We start from the raw sequence: 15146 nt of genomic DNA, 5'->3' as shown, positions 1-15146 counted from the left end.
TGGTCACCAATGTTGCGGAAACGCCATGTGAAGGGGGTCACAGCATTTAGGGTGGCGACGCGGCCTCGTGGAGGCCGTCCGTTTCCCCTCCGAAAGGACCCCCACGGTGTTCCATCCCCAGGACGTCCATGACTCTCCTCCCACGCTCGCCGCGCGCCTCGGTCGCTGCACCCGCACGGCAGGAGGACTCGCTTTCTCGACAGCGCTTCTGCTGGGAGGAGCGGGCCTCGCCGCCGCGGACCCGGTGGGCGGTGACGACTTGGAGACCACACGCATCACGGAGTCCTCCCAGGACGATGCGACGAACTATTGGACTGCCGATCGGATGGAAGCCGCGACTCCCGCCGACGAGCTGATCGAGGGGAGCGACGACCCGGACGGTCAGGTCGAATCGTCCGCGACGGTCACGATCCCTTCGGTCGAGGGAGCCGCACGACCTGACGCGGCTGCGCAGGAGCAGACTGCGGCTGCGGACGGCGAGCAGGCCGCCGCAGCCGTGGGCACCGACCACGTCGGCAAGGTGTTCTTCACCGTCGGCGGCCAGGACTATGTGTGCTCGGGCAACTCCGTCGCCTCAGCCAACGGCTCGACGGTCTCGACGGCCGGGCACTGTGTGAACGACGCCGGCGCCTGGGCGGGCAACTGGGTCTTCGCACCCGGCTACGACCACGGCGAGACTCCCCACGGCCTGTGGAGCGCCTCGGACCTCTTCGCCACCGACCAGTGGGTATCCGGCGAGGACATGAACTACGACATCGCTTTCGCCGTCGTGGAGCCGGAGAGCGGAACCGCAGTCCTCGGTGACATGGTGGGCGGATCCGGACTGGAGTTCAACACCGCGCGCGGGGCCCTGTACACCTCGTTCGGCTACCCGGCCGCAGCACCCTTCGACGGGGAGTCGCTCGAGCAGTGCCAGGACACGGGGTCGGACGACACCTTGGGTGGCACCGACGACCAGGCCATCGACTGCGATATGACCGGCGGGTCCTCCGGTGGCCCCTGGTTCGCGGGGGATGGGCCGTCGGGTCCTCAGATCTCGGTGAACAGCTTCGGGTACACCTCGCAGGCCGGTGTCATGTACGGCCCGTACCTCGGCGACGTCGCCGAGCAGGTCTACCAGGAGGCTGCGGCCTCCTGACCTGTCCTTCGCACGGGACCATCCCGGTCTCGGCGAGGCAGAGGCGACAGGTGCGAGACCGGCGTCCGAGCGGTACGCCGGTCTCGTGCCCGTCTCATGCCCGTCCCGTCGTCGTCCGCGGCGGCAACCGGAGGTCGGTGCCGGGAACGTCGCGAGGCGGACGTGGACTGTTGTGAATCGTGGCACACACGTACTATGTGTTGTGTCGGCACCTCCGCCGCCTCGTTTCCGCCCTCCGAAAGGTCGTCATCGTGCGCCACGTTCAGGACGTCCACGCCAAGAATTCTTCAGCAGTCTCCTGGAAGTCGCGGTGCTTCCGGCTGGTCGGTGGCGCCGCTCTGGCAGGAGCCCTCACCGTTGCAGGCATCGGTCTCTCCTCCACCCTCGTGACGAGTTCGCAGGGCATCCAGGGCAATCCCCAGGCGATCCAGGGGAACCCGCAGTTCTCCCGGCTGATCCAGGGCAACCCGCAGGCCATTCAGAGCAACCCGCAGGCGATCCAGGGCAACCCGCAGGCGATCCAGGGCAACCCGCAGGCGATCCAGGGCAACCCGCAGGCGATCCAGGGCAACCCGCAGGCCATTCAGGGCAACCCGCAGGCGATCCAGGGCAACCCGCAGGCCATTCAGGGCAACCCGCAGGCGATCCAGGGCAACCCCCAGGGCATCCAGGGCAACCCGCAGGCTCTCTGAGCGCGACGTCACCCTCGAAGGGGCCGGTACTCGATGAGTACCGGCCCCTTCGCCGTCCGTGACCTGTGCGCGGTCCCACTCATGTGGGGTGGTCAGGCTGCGTTGCCCACCGTCACCGCTCAGCGGTCGGCGATGTCTCCGACGTGGGTGATGGCGAGCACCGGCTCCCCGGCCTCGTCGGTCGCCTCAAGATCGAGTTCCGCCTCGATCGCCCAGTCGTGGTTGCGGTCGGGGTCGTCCAGCACCTGACGGATCCGCCAGAGCTTCGACTCCTCGGTGATCTGCAGCAGCTGGGGCGAACGGGCCGCTCCATCGATGCCCACGTGATCGTAGGTGTCGTAATAGGCATCCATCGCCTCGGACCAGCGCTGACGATCCCAGCCCTGCTCGCCGTCGAGCTCGGCGAGCCGCTGCTCCCGCTCGAAGGCGAAATGCTCGACCCGCTGCCACATGGCGGCGCGGATCATCGTGCGCAGCACCTTGGTCTGGGAGGATAGTCCGCGTGGCGAGGTGGGACGCAGCTCGCTGGCGGCGTCCTCCTCGGCGTCCTCGGGATGCGAGAGCGCCTCCCACTCGTCCAGCAGGGAGGAGTCGATGCCGCGCACGAGCACACCGAGCCACTCGATGAGGTCCTCGAGCTCCTCCGTGCGGAGGTCCTGGGGGAGCGTGCGGCGCATCGCCTGGTAGGCATCGGAGAGATAGCGCAGCACGATGCCCTCGGAACGCTGCAGGCCGTACCGCTGGACGAACTCGCTGAAGGTCTGGCCGGTCTCATGGATCTCGCGCACCACGGACTTGGGGGAGAGGTCGTCGACCCGCACCCAGGGACGGGTCCTCGCATAGATCTCCAGGGCCGCCTCGAGGTCCGCCTCCAGCGGCTTCGGCCAGGTGACCTCGTCCAGCTGGGCCATGCGCTCGGTGTACTCGACGCCGTCGGCCTTCAGCTCGGCGAGCAGTTCTCCCTTGGCGGAGTTCTGCTGCGCCAACAGGATCTGACGGGGATCCTCGAGGATCGCCTCGATGATCGAGACGGTGTCCAGCGTGAGGCTCTCCGACTCCTCGTCGAGGGAATCGATCATCGCGATCGCGAAGGGCGCCAGCGGCTGGTTCATGGTGAAGTCCAGCTGGAGGTCCTCGACCAGGGCGATGCGTCGGCCCAGATGATCGGGCTCGTCGAGCATCTCGATGATCTCGGCATCGCGCAGCCCGCGCAGCAGCTCGACCGCGTCCTTGACGAGCTTCAGCTTCTGCGAGCGGGTCTGATGGCTGGTCATGATCAGATGACGGCCCGAGGCGATCGCATCGCCGGGGCGGGAGATGAGGGCGAGCGCCATGCCGGCCGTGATCTTCAGATGCGGTCGTAGCGCCTCCGGGGAGTTCTCGACGAGCTTGGTCAGGTTCGCCTCGGACCACGAGATCGCGCCTTCGGGGATCCGGGGCTTGGGCTCCTTCTTGCGCTTCTTCGCATTGTTGGAGACCTTGCCGGCCTCCTCGCGGGCCCGCACCTTGGCACGCTCGCGCTCGAACTCGATGGTCCAGGTGGGTGCCTGCACGACGACATGACCGATCGTGTCGTAGCCGGCGCGACCGGCTCGTCCGGCGATCTGGTGGAACTCGCGGGTGTTGAGCAGGCGCATCCGCTTGCCGTCGAACTTCGCCAACCCCGTCAGCAGCACGGTGCGGATCGGCACGTTGATGCCGACTCCGAGCGTGTCGGTGCCGCAGATGATCTTCAGCAGCCCGGACTGGGCGAGCTTCTCGACCAGACGGCGGTACTTCGGGAGCATCCCGGCGTGATGGACGCCGATGCCCTCGCGCACGAGCTTGGACAGGATCTGACCGAAGCCCCTGGAGAACCGGAAGTCTCCGATGATCTCTCGGATCTGCTCCTTCTCGTCCGGCGAGAGCACCTTCTCGCCGAGGAGCGCCTGGGCCTGGTCGAGAGCATCCTTCTGCGTGAAATGCACGATGTAGACGGGGGCATCGCGGTCCTGGAGGATCGTGGAGATCGTGTCCGGCAGCGGCTCGAGGGACCACCGGAAGTCCAGCGGCACCGGGCGCGGGGCATCGTCGATGACGGTGACGTCGCGGTCGGTACGCTCCTCGAGATCCTCGGTGAAGCGGGAGACGTCGCCGAGCGTCGCGCTCATCAGCACGAACTGGCAGTCGGGGAGCTCCACCAGGGGCACCTGCCAGGCCCAGCCGCGCTGGGGATCTCCGTAGTAGTGGAACTCGTCCATCACCGCGAGGCCGACGTCGCTGCCCGGGCCGTCGCGCAGGGCGTGATTGGCGAAGATCTCGGCGGTGCACACGATGACGGGCGCATCGTGGTTGACGCTGGAATCTCCGGTCATCATGCCCACGTTCTCGGCACCGAACTGCGCCACGAGATCGAAGAACTTCTCGCTCACCAGCGCCTTGATGGGGGCTGTGTAGTACGAGCGCTCCCCACGGGCCATCGCGGCGAAGAGCGCCGCATACGCGATCGTGGTCTTGCCCGAGCCGGTCGGGGTCGCGGCGATCACGTGGTCGCCGGCGGCGATCGCCAGCAGCGCCTCCTCCTGGTGCGGGTACAGCGTGCGCCCCACGGACTCCTGGGCGTCCATGAACCCGTCGACGATCGCGTCCTGTCCGGCATCGGAGCGGTTCGCGGGCAGGAACGGTGTCAGGATCGGCATGGCCCCAGTCTGCCAGGGAGCCCGGACAGCTCCGAACCCTTCGCGCAGGGCACAGCTCACGCGAACTCGGTGATCAGGCGGTCGTCGGGGGCAGCTGCTCCAGGATCCGTGCGCGCAGCGCGTCGGCCTGCTCGGCGAGGGCCCGCTGGCGACGCACGTACTCGGCCTTGCCGGCGGCATTCTCGATCGGCACCACGCCATAGCCCAGCGGGCGCACGTCGTAGGGGCTCGCCTCCATGTCCAGCACCCTGGTCGCCCGAGCATGCTCGAAGCAGTCCAGCACGAGGTCCGACGGCAGCAGCGGCGTGAGCTTCATGGCCCACTTGTAGAGGTCCATCCCCACGTGGAGGCAGGCCGGGTTGTCGAGCTCGACCTGCGTGGCGCGGGTGGGCTGGAGGGTGTTCTGCGGCGCGGAGGTGGGGGTGAAGAACCGGAAGGCGTCGATGTGCGAGCACACGAGGTTCTCCCGTTCCACGACCTGATCGGTCTCGGCCGGGGAGAGGCGCAGCGGGAGATCCTCATGGCGCTGCGCTCCGTCGGGCACCCGGTGCACCATCGCCCATTCGTGCAGTCCGAAGCACCCGAACTGCGGCCGACGCCGCGCGAGCGAGGAGGAGGAGAGCAGCCGCGTGATGAAGGCGAGGGCATCGGCGCGGTCCGTGAGATAGCGCGCGACATCGGCGCGCCGCTGGGGGCCTCGCGTCGAGGCGTGATCTGCCGGGGAGTCCACGTACCAGGAGCGGTTCGCGGCCTCGTCGACGTCGGCGATCACCGGATCCCCGTGCTCGTCATGGTCGGCGGAGGGGTCGTAGGCCACGTCCCACCCCGGATGCCAGCGTCGCAGCTTCGCGGGCGAGAAGGGGTAATACGTGAACAGGAAGTCCTCGACCGGGTGCTTCTGGCCGGCCTGCTTGCGCTCGCGGTGCGCGGCCGTGAGGGCATCCGCCCGACGTTCGTGGGCCAGGCGAGCTTCCCGCGCCTGGGCTACGGAGAGGAACCGGGCGGGCGCGGCGACGGATGGTGTGCTCTGCGCCCGCTGCGTGCTCATCTCGTGCGCCCCTGTTCGTCGTTCCTGAATCGTCGTCCCCGTCGTCCCCGTCGTCCCCGGCGTCCCATTCGGCCCATGCGGTCCGCGCGGTTCGTACGGCCCATGCGGTCCCTTCGACCCCCGTGGGCGAGGACGTCGCAGTCCGACCGTTCCACGCCTCATCGGCGTCGGTCCGATCCATCGTACGAGCTCGTGCCATCCGTTCCTCCCCAGCGTGCCTGTGTCCACACCGCCGCCCTTCCTCGGACATGACGGTGCTCCTCTCCCTACGGTGAGGTCACGAGGGGTCGCGACGGACCGCGACCGGTGAGGAGCATCAGGGATGGCCAGCATCGACTACGACTGCGCGAGCTGCGGGGCGCACCAGGACGGCACGGACGGCTCGGCGGAGAACCCGTGGCCCGTGCTCGGCTTCCGCCGCCCTGACCCCTACCTGGAGCTCGATACCCATTCCCGGAGATTCCACGCCCGGGCGACGAATGACCTGTGCCTCATCGATCGGGCTCGCGGTGCTGACTGCTTCCTGCGGGCAACCCTCCCGATCCCGATCACGGGGGAGGAGGCCGCACTCGAATACGGACCATGGGTCCAGATCAGCGGGGTCTGCTACGACGACTACGTCGAGAACTACGAGGATCCCGACCATCGTGAGGACTATGCGGGGCAGCTGGCCACAGCGATCCCGGGGTACTCCGGCACGCTCTCCGTCCGGGTGCAGGTCTGCACGCGCGGCAGACAGCGCCCGCTGCTCGTGCCGGACTCGACCTTCGGGCATCCGCTGGTGCGCGACTTCTACGAGGGGATCGCGCGCACGGAGGCCGAGCTGCGCATCCGGTCGATGTTGCTGCCGGCGGCGGACCTGTGACCGTGCGTCGGGCCCCGACCCACGAGCCGCTGGACACGAGCCGCTGGCCGCGATCAGGCGGCCGGCCCGGGATGCCCGGCTCAGGCGTCGTCGAACGCCGAGGTCTGCGGTTCTGGGGTCTCCGCGAGGAGCTCCCGTACCCGGGGGATGACCTTCGTGCCGTACAGCTCGATGGACTCCATGAGCTGCTCATGGGGCATCGGGCCGTTGGAATACTTCAGATCGAAGCGGTCCACGCCGAGCGTACGGATCGTGTCGGCGATCTTCGTCGCGACCGTCTCGACCCCGCCGGCGTAGAGGGCGCCATGCTGCATCTCCGCCTCGAACTCCGCGATGCCCGACGGCCCCCAGCCCCGCTCACGGCCGATCTGATTGCGGTTGTGGATCCAATGTGGGGCGAGCTGATCACAGGCGGTCCGGTCGTCGACGGCGATGTGACCGGGGGAGTGCACGCCGACGGGCAGCCGGTCGTGGCCGAGCTTCTCGGTGGCCTCATGGAACAGGCTCACGTACGGCGTGAAGCGATGGGCGGGACCTCCGATGATCGCCAGCATCAGGGGGAACCGGTAGCGGGCTGCGCGCACCACCGAGTTCGGGCTGCCGCCGACCGCCACCCAGGTGGGCAGGGCTCGTTCCATGCGAGGGTGCACCGACTGCTGCGTCAACGGCGGCCGGATGCTGCCCGACCACGTGATGGGCTCCCGTGTCAGCGCCTCGCTGAGCAGGTCGAGCTTCTCCTCGAACAGGGTCTCGTAGTCCTGCATGGCGAAGCCGAACAGGGGGAAGGACTCCGTGAACGAGCCTCGCCCCACCGTCAGCTCCGCGCGGCCGTTCGACAGCGCGTCCAGCGTGGAGAAGCGTTCGATGACACGGATCGGATCGTCCGAGCTCAGCACGATCACCGCGGTGCCCAGCGTGATCTGCTCAGTGCGGGTCGCGAGGCCGGCCAGGACTGTATCCGGAGCGCTCACGGCGAAGTCCGGGCGATGGTGCTCCCCGATCGAGAAGTGGTCGATGCCCACCCGGTCGGCGAGCTCTCCCTGCGCGATGACGTCGCGGATCACCTGCGCGGGTGGGACCGGTGATCCCTCGAGATCGACGGTGACGTCACCGAAGGTGTCCAGTCCGAAGGTCACAGTGTGCGGGTCGAGGGTCATGGGGTCAGAACTCCTGAGTCGCCCGGCGGAGAGCCTCCGCCGATATGATTGATGATTCAAGCATAGGTGCGCCTCGGGCTCGCGTCCAGGGCTGTGCGGGTGGGTGCTCCTGCAGATCGCCGCATCTGCCCGAGAGTGCGCATCCATCTGCCGATGCTGGTCGGAGGTCGATGGGGAGCTCTCCCCATCGACGCTCGACCGTCTGAGTGGAAAGGTGCGGGACACCAAGGACGCCCCGCCATCGGTCACCCGACCGACGGGCAGGCGCTGACCCAGGAGTTCACCATGTCGGCCAACCGCCTTCGTCCGATCGTTCGCCCCCTCGCCGTTGCCGCCCTGGCGACCTTCGCGCTCGCCGGGTGCGGATTGCTCGGTCCGGGCTCAGTGCCTGCCGAGGATGTTGCGACGCAGATCTCCGACAAGCTCGAGGCTCAAGTGGGCCAGGCGCCCGACGAGGTCTCGTGCCCTGAGGACCTGCCCGCCGAGGAAGGGGCCGAGATGACCTGCGTGCTCGTTGCGGATGGCCAGTCCATCGACGTCACCGTCTCTGTCAGCTCTGTCGAGGACGACACCGTGAACTTCGACATCCAGGTCGCCGACGAGGTCAACTGACTTCCTCACCGACCTCTCGGGACCCACGTCGGGCTCACCTCGGGAGAGGTGGGCCCGACGTCTTAGACTGGGTGCCATGCGCATTGCTCGATTCACCACCGGCGAAGATCCCATGTACGGCATCGTCCAGGAGAAGGACGGCCAGGAGATGGTCTACGGCCTCACCGGCGATCCCCTGTACACCGATATCCGCCCCACCGGGAAGGTCCTCCCTCTTGAGGACGTCCGCCTGCTCGCCCCCGTCATCCCCCGCTCGAAGGTGGTGTGCGTCGGCCGCAACTATGCGGCCCATGCCGCCGAGCTCGGCAACGAGGTGCCCGAGCAGGCTCTGTTCTTCCTCAAGCCGAACACCACCGTCGTCGGCCCCGGCGATCCCGTCGTGATCCCGGCCTACAGCCAGGAGGTCAGCCTCGAGGCGGAGCTCGCCGTGGTGATCAAGCGGATGGCCAAGGACGTCGCCGCCGAGGACGTCGCCGACGTGATCCTCGGCTACACCTGCGCCAACGATCTCACCGCCCGGGATTCCCAGCGCGCCGAGGACCAGTGGTTCCGCGCGAAGGCCTTCGACACCTCCTGCCCGATCGGCCCCTGGATCGAGACCGATCTCGAGGCATCCTCCGTCGCGATCTCCTCGAGCGTCGACGGCGAGATCGCCCAGGACGGCTCCACCGCCGACATGATCCGTTCCGTCGCCGACCTGATCGCCGAGATCTCCAGCGTCGTGACCCTGCTGCCCGGCGACCTGATCCTCACCGGCACCCCGGCCGGCGTGCGGACCGTCGACGCCGGCTCCACGATCGACATCACGATCGAGGGGATCGGCACGCTGTCCAACCCCGTCGTGCGCCGTTGATCCCTCGACCGTCCACACCCACCCCTTCGCACCTCCAGGAGCACTCCGCGTGACCAGCACCCCGGCCCAGACCTCAGCACCGACCGATGAGGTCCGGGTGCGCTTCTGCCCCAGCCCCACCGGCACGCCGCACGTGGGCATGGTGCGCACAGCCCTGTTCAACTGGGCGCATGCCCGCCATCACGGCGGAAAGCTCATCTTCCGCATCGAGGACACCGACGCCGCCCGTGACAGCGAGGAGTCCTACCACCAGCTGCTCGACGCCATGCGCTGGCTCGGCATCGACTGGGATGAGGGTGTCGAGGTCGGCGGGCCCGACGGTCCCTACCGTCAGTCCCAGCGCGCGGACATCTATCAGGACGTCATCGCGAAGCTGAAGGACGCCGGGCACATCTATGAGTCGTTCTCGACCGCTGAGGAGATCGTCGAGCGTCACCGCGCCGCGGGCCGTGACCCCCAGCTCGGATACGACGGCTACGACCGCGATCTGACCGCGGAGCAGAAGGCCGCCTTCCGCGCCGAGGGCCGCCTGCCCACCTGGCGCCTGCGCATGCCCGACACGGACCTCTCCTTCACGGACCTCGTGCGCGGCGAGATCACCTTCAAGTCCGGCACCACCCCGGACTTCGTCGTGGTGCGCGCCAACGGGCAGCCCCTGTACACGCTCGTGAACCCCGTCGACGATGCCCTCATGCGCATCACCCATGTGCTGCGCGGCGAGGACATCCTCTCCTCGACGCCCCGTCAGATCGCCCTGTACCGAGCGCTCATCGAGATCGGCGTCGCCGAGCGCGTCCCCGAGTTCGGCCACCTGCCGTACGTCATGGGGGAGGGGAACAAGAAGCTCTCCAAGCGCGACCCGGAGTCCAATCTGTTCCTCTATCGCGAGCAGGGATTCCTGCCCGAGGGCATGGTCAACTACCTCGCCCTGCTGGGCTGGGGCTACAGCGCCGACGAAGACATCTTCAGCCGCGAGCAGATGGTCGAGCGCTTCGACGCCTCGGACGTGAACCCGAACCCGGCGCGCGTGGACATCAAGAAGGCCACCGCGATCAACGCGGACCACATCCGTCTGCTCCCCGAGGCGGACCTCGCGGAGCGCCTGGTGCCGTACCTGCAGCAGGGAGGCATCCTCGGCGAGTCCGTCACTGAGGAGCAGCGCGCGCTGGTCGCCGCGGCAACTCCTCTGGTCCAGACCCGTATGAACCTGCTCGGCGAGGCGCCTGATCTGCTGGGCTTCCTGTTCACCGCGGATGAGGACCTCGAGGTGCAGCCGGACGCCCTCAAGAAGCTCGGCGACGACCCCGTGGGAGTGCTCGAGCGGGCCATCCGGGAGCTCGACGCCGTTCCCGAGGACGGCTTCACCGCCGCGGCTCTCGAGCCGGCCCTGCGCGAGGCGATCGTCGAGGACATGGGCATCAAGCCGCGGCTGGCCTTCGGGCCCTTGCGCAGTGCCATCTCCGGCCGACGGATCTCGCCGCCGCTGTTCGAGTCCATGGAGCTGCTCGGGAAGGCGTCGAGCCGTGCCCGGCTGAGCGCCCTGCGCGATCGGCTCGCGGCGGAGGCCTGACCTGTCCGGGCGCTGTGAGGCGGCGTGCTCAGCCTCACAGCGCCCAGAGGCCTTCTCGCTTTGTCTTGTCGGGAAGAACCCGGTAGAGTCTTACCTCGGTACGGCATGGAAGTTCGGCCCGGAAAGACCTCGGAAACCACCGAGGATCAGACCAGGACGAGACGAGAAAAACGTACTGTCACCATGGGGTATGGTGTAATTGGCAACACAGCGGTTTCTGGTACCGTCGTTCTAGGTTCGAGTCCTGGTACCCCAGCGCTTCACGGCTTTTCAGCCGTGCGGTCCGCGCCCCGTTCGTCTAGCGGCCTAGGACGTCGCCCTCTCACGGCGGTAACACCGGTTCAAATCCGGTACGGGGTACGACGCGAGATCTTCGGATTACGCGCAGGCCCCGTTCGTCTAGCGGCCTAGGACGTCGCCCTCTCACGGCGGTAACACCGGTTCAAATCCGGTACGGGGTACGGACAGGAGTCGATGCCAAGCGCATCGGCTCCTTTTCTGTTGTCCGGAGACTTTCCGCATCGCCTTCTCTCAATGCCTTCCGGCGTCGGCCGTCGATCCTGGCCGTCTGTCTGATTTCTGGAAAGTGCCCACCCGGCGGGGTATCGTATCGATATGACCCACGTCACTCCCTCGTCGTCCCGGCCGAAGATCACCGTGGGTGTCTTCGACGCCGATGAATCCGATCTCGCGGTGAGATGGGCCGCCCGGCATGCGGATCGTGTCGGCGGCGTGCTGCACCTGGTGCACGCCTTCGTGTGGACCGAGCTGGACGTGAACACCGATCCGATCCCGGGGATGACCGGCTCGGGCATTCGCAACGCGGCGCACGGACTCATCGAGGACGCGCTGGCGATCGCGCGGGAGGAGCGCCCGGATCTGCCGATCACCTCCGAGATCGTCGACGGCAACGCCGTCCCGGTGCTCGTCGAGGCGAGTGCCGACTCCGACCTCGTCGTCGTCGGCGGGCGGGGGATGGGTCGGCTCCTGACGCTGATCGTGGGATCCAAGAGCCTCGCCCTGGCCGCACGGTCGCACTGCCCCGTCGTGGTGGTGAGGGGACATGTCGATGGTGATGGGCCCATCGGTCTCGTGCATCACGAGAACGCCACGGAGGTCGTGACCCGCGCGGCGGACCTCGCCGCCGCATACGGGAGGGACATCCATCTCGTGGTGCGCGCCGAGACCACGCCCGAGCAGGCGCAGGAGATCCTCGCAGGCACCAGTCAGCGCATCGCTCTGTCCCACCCGGGGGTGTACGTGAGCGACGTGACGATCGCCGCGGGGGCGAGCGCCCGGCAGCTCGTGGAGGCCAGCGAGGGAGCGAGCATCATGGTGGTCGCGGGGGAGCGGACCCATGGGCCGGACAAGCCGCTCGCCGCCCCTCGGCAGCTGGTCACGGTGCTGCGCTTCGCGAACATCCCGGTCTGGATCGAACGCGACTGACGCCACTGACGCGACTGACGCGATTGAGTCGTCGTCGTCCCGGCCCGCGTGGTGCGCTGAGGCTCACGCGCCGGCGCGGCGCAGCAGCTCGGTGAGGTGGTTCGCGGAGCTCATCACGGAGGCCGCGTGGAGTCGACCCGGCTGGCGGGTGATGCGCTCGATCGGCCCGGAGATGCTCAGGGCGGCGACCACACGGCCGTTGGGTCCGCGCACGGGGGCGGAGACCGAGCCGACGCCCGGCTCGCGCTCCCCGATGGACTGGGCCCATCCGCGACGGCGCACCGCCGAGAGCTGCGTGGCGGTGAACCGTGCGCCGAGCAGACCGCGATGCAGACGGTCCGGCTCCTCCCAGGCGAGCAGGATCTGCGCGGCGGACCCGGCCTTCATGGTGAGCGCCGCACCCAGCGGGACGGAGTCCCGCAGGCCGATCGGTCGCTCCGCCGCGGCGACGCAGATGCGATGGTCGCCCTGGCGGCGGTAGAGCTGTGCGGACTCGCTGGTGTGATCCCGCAGGGCGGCCAGCACCGGCCCCGCGGCGGCGAGGAGGCGATCCTCCCCGGCGGCGGCGGCCAGCTCGCCCAGGCGCGGTCCCAGGATGAAGCGTCCCTGCATGTCGCGTGAGACCAGATGGTGGTACTCCAGCGCGACAGCCAGGCGGTGGGCGGTGGGTCGTGCCAGGCCGGTCGACTGCACCAGCTGGGCGAGCGTTGCGGGGCCTGCCTCCAGGGCGCCGAGCACGACAGCCGCCTTGTCGAGCACGCCGACGCCGCTGCCGTTCTCCTCCGAGATCTTGTCCATGCTCCGATACTGCCGTCTTATTGGGTGAGACGCAAGTGCGTCGGGCCGAGGACCCGCACACGATGGGTCGTGCGCTCGCACCCTGGGCGCGTTCCAGCATGCAGACACGCGTCCACACGACGGGCGCAGGGAAGGATCGACATGGCGGGGACCCTCGCAGAGAAGGTCTGGGCGGACCACGTTGTCCGTCGCGGAGAGAACGGCGAACCGGACCTGCTGTACATCGATCTCCAGCTCCTGCACGAGGTGACCAGCCCGCAGGCGTTCGACGGTCTCCGTCAGGAGGGCCGTGCGCTGCGTCGCCTCGACCAGCAGATCGCGACCGAGGACCACAACACGCCCACGATCGACATCGAGAAGCCGATCGCGGACATCACCTCGCGCACCCAGATCGACACCCTGCGCCGCAACGCCGAGGAGTTCGGCGTGCGGATCCACAGCCTCGGCGATCTCGACCAGGGCATCGTGCATGTCGTCGGCCCGCAGCTGGGGCTGACCATGCCGGGCATCACCGTGGTCTGCGGCGACTCGCACACCTCGACCCACGGCGCCTTCGGGGCACTCGCCTTCGGCATCGGCACCAGCGAGGTCGAGCATGTGCTCGCCACCCAGACGCTCCCGCTGAACCCGTTCAAGACCATGGCCATCACCGTGGACGGAACGCTCAGGCCCGGCGTCACCGCGAAGGACATCATCCTCGCGGTGATCGCGAAGATCGGCACCGGCGGCGGCGCCGGCTATGTGCTCGAGTACCGCGGCGAGGCGATCCGGAAGCTCTCCATGGAGGGCCGGATGACGATCTGCAACATGTCGATCGAGGCGGGCGCCCGCGCCGGGATGATCGCGCCGGACGAGATCACCTTCGAGTACGTCCAGGGCCGTCCCCACGCCCCGCGCGGCGCGGACTGGGACGCGGCCGTCGAGTACTGGCGGACCCTGCGCAGCGACGACGACGCCGCCTTCGACGCCGAGGTGCACATCGACGCCGATGAGCTGGAGCCCTTCGTCACCTGGGGCACCAACCCCGGCCAGGGTCTGCCGCTGTCGGCGTCGGTCCCCGCGCCCGAGGACTTCACGGACGACAACGCTCGCGTGGCCGCCGAGAACGCGCTGGAGTACATGGACCTCGTGCCCGGGACGCCGCTGAAGGACGTCCGGGTGGACACGGTGTTCATGGGCTCGTGCACCAATGGCCGCATCGAGGACCTGCGGGCCTTCGCCTCCGTGCTGGAGGGTCGTCAGAAGGATCCCGACGTCCGCGTGCTGGTCGTACCCGGCTCGGCGCGGGTGCGCATCCAGGCGGAGCAGGAGGGCCTGGACCAGATCTTCCTCGATTTCGGCGCCGAATGGCGTCAGGCCGGCTGCTCGATGTGCCTGGGCATGAATCCGGACCAGCTCGCACCGGGCGAGCGCGCGGCCTCCACCTCCAACCGCAACTTCGAGGGTCGGCAGGGCAAGGGCGGGCGCACCCATCTGGTGTCCCCGGTCGTCGCCGCCGCCACCGCGGTGCGCGGAACGCTGTCCTCCCCGTCGGACCTGGGCGCCCCGACCGCCCCGTCCGACCTCCAGCCCGTCGCCTGATCAGGAGCATCGTCATGGAAGCCTTCACCACCCATACCGGCATCGGGGTCCCGCTGCGTCGCAGCAATGTCGACACCGACCAGATCATCCCCGCCGTCTACCTCAAGCGGGTCACCAAGACCGGGTTCGACGACGGGCTGTTCAACGCCTGGCGCACGAACGATCCCGACTTCGTGCTCAACCGCCCCGCCTACAAGAACGGTTCCGTGCTGGTCGCGGGCCCCGACTTCGGCACCGGCTCCTCCCGTGAGCACGCCGTGTGGGCTCTGCGCGACTACGGCTTCAAGGCCGTGCTCTCCAGCCGCTTCGCGGACATCTTCCGCGGCAACGCCGGCAAGCAGGGCCTCGTCGCCGGGGTGCTGTCCGAGGATGACCTCGAGCAGCTGTGGAAGATCCTCGAGGAGGCACCCGGGACCGAGGTGACCGTCGACCTCGAGAACCGCCAGGCCCACGCGGGCGAGGCGATCTTCCGCTTCGACATCGACGACTACACCCGCTGGCGCCTCATGGAGGGCCTGGACGACATCGGCCTGACCCTGCGCCACGAACAGGACATCACCGACTTCGAGGCGACGCGCCCCGCCTGGATGCCCAAGACGCTCCCGGCACGCACCGCGGACTCCGTCTGACCCCGAGGATCTGATCCTGCAGGGCCGCTGCGACCTATGACGAGGGTCGCAGTGGCCCTGCAGTCTGCTCCGGTATGGT

General features: G+C 68.5%; 13 protein-coding genes and 3 tRNA genes. 12 read left to right on the top strand and 4 right to left on the bottom strand.

Annotation, left to right across the window (positions count from 1 at the left end):
• Positions 1-106: 106 nt before the first annotated feature.
• Positions 107-1138 (top strand): trypsin-like serine peptidase, encoded by a 1032-nt coding sequence (locus ACT3UL_RS07980; RefSeq protein ID WP_444577683.1) that lies wholly within the window; start codon positions 107-109, stop codon positions 1136-1138.
• A 251-nt stretch (positions 1139-1389) separates the two neighbouring features.
• Positions 1390-1830, top strand: coding sequence for a hypothetical protein (locus ACT3UL_RS07975; protein WP_444577682.1), 441 nt, complete (start codon positions 1390-1392; stop codon positions 1828-1830).
• A 119-nt stretch (positions 1831-1949) separates the two neighbouring features.
• Here the strand turns inward: ACT3UL_RS07975 and ACT3UL_RS07970 are convergent, their stop codons facing one another.
• Entirely contained in the window at positions 1950-4508 is a 2559-nt protein-coding gene (locus ACT3UL_RS07970; protein ID WP_444577681.1) for a DEAD/DEAH box helicase, read from the bottom strand.
• Between the two features lie 73 nt (positions 4509-4581).
• The gene (locus ACT3UL_RS07965; RefSeq protein WP_444577679.1) at positions 4582-5556 is read right to left on the bottom strand and encodes a 3-methyladenine DNA glycosylase; all 975 of its coding nucleotides are present in this window, start codon (positions 5554-5556) and stop codon (positions 4582-4584) included.
• A gap of 322 nt (positions 5557-5878) precedes the next feature.
• On the opposite strand from ACT3UL_RS07965, the gene ACT3UL_RS07960 reads away from it, so the two are divergent.
• Complete coding sequence (locus ACT3UL_RS07960; RefSeq protein ID WP_444577677.1) at positions 5879-6421, top strand: DUF2199 domain-containing protein; 543 nt, start codon at positions 5879-5881, stop codon at positions 6419-6421.
• Positions 6422-6501: 80 nt separating this feature from the next.
• On the opposite strand, the gene ACT3UL_RS07955 is transcribed toward ACT3UL_RS07960, so the two are convergent.
• The gene (locus ACT3UL_RS07955; RefSeq protein ID WP_444577676.1) at positions 6502-7578 is read right to left on the bottom strand and encodes an LLM class flavin-dependent oxidoreductase; all 1077 of its coding nucleotides are present in this window, start codon (positions 7576-7578) and stop codon (positions 6502-6504) included.
• Positions 7579-7863: 285 nt separating this feature from the next.
• Here ACT3UL_RS07955 and ACT3UL_RS07950 point away from each other — a divergent pair, with 285 nt between their 5' ends.
• The 7 genes from ACT3UL_RS07950 (at position 7864) to ACT3UL_RS07920 (ending at position 12059) form a co-directional block, all read left to right on the top strand.
• Positions 7864-8190, top strand: coding sequence for a DUF4333 domain-containing protein (locus ACT3UL_RS07950; protein WP_444577675.1), 327 nt, complete (start codon positions 7864-7866; stop codon positions 8188-8190).
• A gap of 76 nt (positions 8191-8266) precedes the next feature.
• A complete protein-coding gene (locus ACT3UL_RS07945) occupies positions 8267-9043 on the top strand; it encodes a fumarylacetoacetate hydrolase family protein (RefSeq protein ID WP_444577674.1) in 777 nt (258 codons plus the stop codon).
• 49 nt (positions 9044-9092) lie between these two features.
• Positions 9093-10613, top strand: coding sequence for a glutamate--tRNA ligase (gene gltX, locus ACT3UL_RS07940; protein ID WP_444577673.1), 1521 nt, complete (start codon positions 9093-9095; stop codon positions 10611-10613).
• Positions 10614-10797: 184 nt separating this feature from the next.
• Positions 10798-10869 (top strand) — tRNA-Gln (locus tag ACT3UL_RS07935).
• A 31-nt stretch (positions 10870-10900) separates the two neighbouring features.
• Positions 10901-10973, top strand: a tRNA-Glu gene (locus tag ACT3UL_RS07930).
• 28 nt (positions 10974-11001) lie between these two features.
• A tRNA-Glu gene (locus ACT3UL_RS07925) sits at positions 11002-11074 on the top strand.
• A 154-nt stretch (positions 11075-11228) separates the two neighbouring features.
• Positions 11229-12059 (top strand): universal stress protein, encoded by an 831-nt coding sequence (locus ACT3UL_RS07920; protein ID WP_444577672.1) that lies wholly within the window; start codon positions 11229-11231, stop codon positions 12057-12059.
• Between the two features lie 63 nt (positions 12060-12122).
• Here ACT3UL_RS07920 and ACT3UL_RS07915 read toward each other — a convergent pair whose 3' ends face one another.
• Complete coding sequence (locus ACT3UL_RS07915; protein WP_193116011.1) at positions 12123-12857, bottom strand: IclR family transcriptional regulator; 735 nt, start codon at positions 12855-12857, stop codon at positions 12123-12125.
• A 141-nt stretch (positions 12858-12998) separates the two neighbouring features.
• Here ACT3UL_RS07915 and leuC point away from each other — a divergent pair, with 141 nt between their 5' ends.
• Together leuC and leuD are read left to right on the top strand one after the other, a co-directional pair.
• Positions 12999-14438, top strand: coding sequence for a 3-isopropylmalate dehydratase large subunit (leuC, locus tag ACT3UL_RS07910; RefSeq protein ID WP_444577671.1), 1440 nt, complete (start codon positions 12999-13001; stop codon positions 14436-14438).
• Positions 14439-14452: 14 nt separating this feature from the next.
• Positions 14453-15067 carry a 3-isopropylmalate dehydratase small subunit gene (gene leuD, locus ACT3UL_RS07905; RefSeq protein ID WP_444577669.1) on the top strand — a complete coding sequence of 205 codons (615 nt, stop codon included), beginning with the start codon at positions 14453-14455 and terminating at the stop codon, positions 15065-15067.
• Positions 15068-15146: the final 79 nt, after the last annotated feature.

The sequence above is a fragment of the Brachybacterium sp. 107 genome (genome assembly GCF_052379725.1).
Classification (GTDB): Bacteria; Actinomycetota; Actinomycetes; order Actinomycetales; family Dermabacteraceae; genus Brachybacterium.
The sequence above is the reverse complement of the archived record's forward strand: the minus strand, read 5'-3'. Positions and strand labels throughout refer to the sequence as shown.

Bases quoted from the DNA above. Each gene is read 5' to 3' on its own strand.
- ACT3UL_RS07960 (WP_444577677.1), top strand. From the start codon at position 5,879: ATGGCCAGCATCGACTACGACTGCGCGAGCTGCGGGGCGCACCAGGAC.
- ACT3UL_RS07965 (WP_444577679.1), bottom strand. From the start codon at position 5,556: ATGAGCACGCAGCGGGCGCAGAGCACACCATCCGTCGCCGCGCCCGCC.
- leuD (WP_444577669.1), top strand. From the start codon at position 14,453: ATGGAAGCCTTCACCACCCATACCGGCATCGGGGTCCCGCTGCGTCGC.
- ACT3UL_RS07970 (WP_444577681.1), bottom strand. From the start codon at position 4,508: ATGCCGATCCTGACACCGTTCCTGCCCGCGAACCGCTCCGATGCCGGA.
- ACT3UL_RS07955 (WP_444577676.1), bottom strand. From the start codon at position 7,578: ATGACCCTCGACCCGCACACTGTGACCTTCGGACTGGACACCTTCGGT.
- leuC (WP_444577671.1), top strand. From the start codon at position 12,999: ATGGCGGGGACCCTCGCAGAGAAGGTCTGGGCGGACCACGTTGTCCGT.
- ACT3UL_RS07945 (WP_444577674.1), top strand. From the start codon at position 8,267: ATGCGCATTGCTCGATTCACCACCGGCGAAGATCCCATGTACGGCATC.
- ACT3UL_RS07950 (WP_444577675.1), top strand. From the start codon at position 7,864: ATGTCGGCCAACCGCCTTCGTCCGATCGTTCGCCCCCTCGCCGTTGCC.
- ACT3UL_RS07920 (WP_444577672.1), top strand. From the start codon at position 11,229: ATGACCCACGTCACTCCCTCGTCGTCCCGGCCGAAGATCACCGTGGGT.
- ACT3UL_RS07915 (WP_193116011.1), bottom strand. From the start codon at position 12,857: ATGGACAAGATCTCGGAGGAGAACGGCAGCGGCGTCGGCGTGCTCGAC.